This window comes from Streptomyces sp. NPDC057877, assembly GCF_042796855.1.
In the GTDB taxonomy this organism is placed as follows: domain Bacteria; phylum Actinomycetota; class Actinomycetes; order Streptomycetales; family Streptomycetaceae; genus Streptomyces.
Genome location: NZ_JBHVMS010000010.1, coordinates 300,833 through 304,715, shown reverse-complemented (window position 1 = coordinate 304,715; position 3,883 = coordinate 300,833). Strand labels below are relative to the sequence as shown.

At 72.9% G+C, this 3,883-nt stretch carries 4 protein-coding genes; 2 read left to right on the top strand and 2 right to left on the bottom strand.

Annotated elements, in window-relative coordinates; translation table 11 throughout:
- Positions 1-15 precede the first annotated feature (15 nt).
- Both ACFVQG_RS30155 and ACFVQG_RS30150 read left to right on the top strand, forming a co-directional pair.
- Positions 16-1,113: a MupA/Atu3671 family FMN-dependent luciferase-like monooxygenase gene (locus ACFVQG_RS30155; RefSeq protein ID WP_383389367.1), complete on the top strand. Its 1,098-nt coding sequence runs from the start codon at positions 16-18 to the stop codon at positions 1,111-1,113.
- 86 nt (positions 1,114-1,199) lie between these two features.
- Positions 1,200-2,012 (top strand): SAM-dependent methyltransferase, encoded by an 813-nt coding sequence (locus ACFVQG_RS30150; RefSeq protein ID WP_383389365.1) that lies wholly within the window; start codon positions 1,200-1,202, stop codon positions 2,010-2,012.
- Positions 2,013-2,021: 9 nt separating this feature from the next.
- On the opposite strand, the gene ACFVQG_RS30145 is transcribed toward ACFVQG_RS30150, so the two are convergent.
- Entirely contained in the window at positions 2,022-2,837 is an 816-nt protein-coding gene (locus ACFVQG_RS30145) for a thioesterase II family protein (protein ID WP_383389363.1), read from the bottom strand.
- A complete protein-coding gene (locus tag ACFVQG_RS30140; RefSeq protein ID WP_383389361.1) occupies positions 2,804-3,859 on the bottom strand; it encodes a ketoacyl-ACP synthase III family protein in 1,056 nt (351 codons plus the stop codon). The genes ACFVQG_RS30145 and ACFVQG_RS30140 overlap by 34 nt, the downstream gene beginning before the upstream one ends.
- Between the last annotated feature and the right edge of the window lie 24 nt (positions 3,860-3,883).

The window sequence follows — 3,883 nt, the reverse complement described above, 5'->3', positions numbered from 1 at the left end:
GGAATCCGATACCCCATGGACTTCAGCGTCTACTTCTTCTCGGCCAACGACCGCAACGACTTCGGCGACCGCTACCGTTTCATCCTGGACGTCGCCCGCTTCATCGACCGGCAGGGCTTCACCGCCATCTGGACACCGGAGCGGCACTTCCAGGAGTTCGGGGGCAGCTTCCCCAACCCGGCCGTGCTGTCCGCGGCGCTCGCCGTGGCCACGGAGAACCTGCGCATCCGCGCGGGCAGCGTGGTGGCACCCCACCACCACCCCGTGCGGGTGGTCGAGGAGTGGTCCCTGGTCGACCAGTTGTCCGGGGGACGGGCGGGGGTGTGCCTGGCCACGGGCTGGCACCAGGGCGACTTCGTCTTCTACCCGGAGAACTACGAGACCCGGCGCGAACACACCCTCGACAACGTCGAGACCATCGCCGCGCTCTGGCGGGGCGAGACCCGGTCCTTCCCCGGCCCCGACGGCCGCACCCTGGACGTACGGACCTATCCGCGGCCCTGCCAGCCGGAGCTGCCGATGTGGCTCGTGCACACCTCCAACCCGCAGACCTGGGTGGAGGCGGGCAGGCGCGGACTCAACGTCCTGTCGCTGCTGACCAGTTGGGAGAAGCTGGAGGAGGACATCGACCACTACCGCGCCGCCCGCAAGGAGGGCGGGCACGACCCGGCGACGGGCACGGTCACCGTCGGCATGCACACCTACGTGGGCGATGACGAACAACAGGTCTGGGACCTCGTACGCGAGCCGGTGAAGGGCTATCTGGCGTCCTTCATGACCCAGAAGCGCAACGACGACAAGGTCAGCGGCACCTCGCGCGGCACGGACGCCGCCGAGCAGGACAAGCTCGCGGAGCTGATGGCCGAGGACTACTACAGCCGCAGGTCCCTGCTGGGCACCGAGGACAAGTGCGCCGCGACCGTGGAGCGGCTGCGCGGCGTCGGGGTGGACGAGGTGGCCTGCCTGGTCGACTTCGGGCTCCCCTTCGACACCGTCACGCGGGCCCTGCCCGCCCTCGACGCGCTGCGGCGGCGCTGCGCCGGATCCACCGACCCGGACCCGGCCCCCGAGGCGTCCGGAACGGGGCCGATGAGCTGGTACTACACCACCTGACCGGGGCCGTACGGTGCGGTGCCGCGGCGCTCCCCGAGGGGCCCGCGGCACCGCGGGCCTGCCCTCCGACGTCGAAGGGGCCCCGCATGACCTCGTCGCATCCGTCCCACGCCGAAGCGGTCGCCGTGCTCTACGACTCCTTCAGCGCCGTGCACGCGCGCGTCTGCGACAGCAACCTGCACGTCGGCTACTGGACGGAAGCGGACGACGAGGCGACGTTCGAGGCCGCCACGGAGCGGCTGACCGCGCTGATGGTGGAGCGGCTCGCCCCCCGGACCGGCCAGCGCGTGCTGGACATCGGGTGTGGCATCGGGCAGCCCGCCTTCCACCTGGCGCACGGCCACGCCGTGGAGGTCGTCGGGGTCTCCGTCAGCCGCTGCCAGATCGAGCACGCCAGCATCAGGGCCCGCCACGCGCGCCTGGCCGACCGGGTCCGCTTCGAGCGGGCCGACGCGCGGCAACTGCCGTATCCCGACGCGTCGTTCGACGCGGGCTGGTTCCTGGAGTCGCTCATCCACATGCCCGACAAGCCGCAGGCGCTGCGGGAGGCCGCCCGGGTCCTCAGACCGGGGGCGCGGCTCGCGGTCGCCGACATGTTCCACGAGCCCGGCCGCGACTGGTCGGCGAGCCACCCGCTCGTCACGGCGGTCCCGCTGGCCGCCTATGAACCGCTGCTGTCCGCCGAGGGGTTCGACGTCCTGGACCTCACCGACGTGACCGCCCGTGTCCGCGTCCCCGAGCCGGTGCGGCGACGGCTGCGGGCGATGGTGTCCGAGCACCGCGCCGAGTGGACGGCCCTCGCGGGCGACGAGGTGGTGCGCCTCCTGCTCGACACGGTGAACGACACCTTCGACACCCCGGGACTCGGCTACGTCCTCATCACGGCCCGCAGACGCTGACAGGCCCGCTCACGGCACCAGCGCGCGCAGCAACTCCCCGGACAGATGCGTGAGCAGGCGCTCCTTCGACGGCTGGAGGAAGAAGTGGCCGCCGGGCAGCAGGAGCGTGCCGCACCCCGCGCCCGTGACCTCCGCCCAGGCGCCCAGCGAGTCGGTCGTCGTCTCGGGGTCCTCGACGCCTCCGTAGGCGAGCACCGGGCAGCCGAGCGGGGGCCCGGGCACGTAGCGGTAGGTCTCCAGCATGGTGGTGTCGGCGCGCAGGATCGGCAGGTACATCGCCCGCATCTGCGCGTCCTCCCGCAGCAGCGGCGGGATCGCCCCGTAGCGCCGGTCCAGCACGTCCAGGTACTCGTCGTCGGGCAGCCGGTGCACGGCCCCGGCGTACGTGCGGTGCTGCGGCGCGTTACGGGCCGACACGGCCAGCAGCACCGGCTCGGGAAGCCCCAGCTCCCGCAGCGCGCGCACGGTCTCGAACGCGAGGAAGGCGCCGAGACTGTGCCCGAAGAACGCGTACGGCCCGCTCAGCGCGGGAGCCAGCGCCTGCGCCAGCTCCCGTGCCGTGGCCACCAGATCGGTGCGCAGCGGTTCATGGAGCCGGGCGTCACGGCCCGGCATGCGCACCGCCCACGGTTCGATGGCCGGGGGCAGCAGCCCGGCCCAGCTGTGGAACGCCGCCGCGCTGCCACCGGCGTACGGCACACAGACCAGACGCACCAGCGGCTCCCGCGCGGGCGCCGCGTCCCGCATCCGCAGCGCCCACAGGTCGGCCGGACGGGCGGTCGCCTCGACGGTCATATGGCCGGGCCCGGCGCGTCGTCCGCCCACGCGGGCACGTCCAGCATCTCCACCACCGCGCACGAGAACGAGATCCCGGCCCCGGCGCCCAGCAGCATCACCCGGTCACCGGCCCGCACCTGGCCGGTCGCGACGAGATGGTGCAGGGCGCTGGTCTGGTCGTTGGCCCCGGTGTGCCCCGTCGAGCGCCCGAAGTCCCACACCCCCTTGGCCACGGCGTCCTCGCCGAACGGCTCCAGGAGACGCGCCAGCACGTTCCGGTCGCCGACGAACTGGTGCGCCACCCGCGTGATGTCCCGCGGGGCGAGGCCCGCCTCGTCCAGGGTCTCCGCGATCAGCGCCCGCTGGGTCTCGCCCATCAGCTGCCCGGCGTTCACCAGGTCCTGGCCGCCCTTGTAGGTGACGGCACGCTCCCGCAGATCGACCCGTACGCCCGTCGTGCACCCCGGCGGGAACAGCGGCTCACCACCCCGGTTCAGCTCCTCCAGCTCCGGCAGCGACACCGCCCGCATGTTGACCAGGCGGGCGAAACCACCGCGCCGGGACAGCACACAGGCCGTCGCCGCGTCACCGAACAGCCCGCCGGGGGTCGCCCGCCACCGGTCGACGAGCGGGTCGCCCCAGTTGTCGGCCGAGGTGATCAGGGCGGCGGTGCGGTCCGCCGCGGTGGTGAGGTAGGCGCTCGCGAACTCCATCGCCGCGAGGAAGCCGTTGCAGCCCTGCCGGATCTCCAGCGCCGGGATGTTCCCGCCCACCGTGTTGCGCAGGACGTAGTGCTGCGGCGACCACAGGTCCGGCCCCTGGTGGTTGCAGGACACGTGCAGCAGTACGTCGATGTCGGCGGCGGCGTGCCCCGAACCCTCCAGCGCGTCGTGCGCCGCCGCCACCGCGAGGTCCGGCGCCGGTACGGCACCGGCGACGGCCACCGACTCCCAGCCGAGCGCCTGCGCCTCGTCGGCGTCGTACCAGCCCGCGGCCACGGCCTCCTTGGTGGTGACACGCTCGGGGATACAGGCACCCAGGCCCGCGATGTACGTGTCTGACAGCAGCATGTCGAGACCTTTCACTCGGATCGC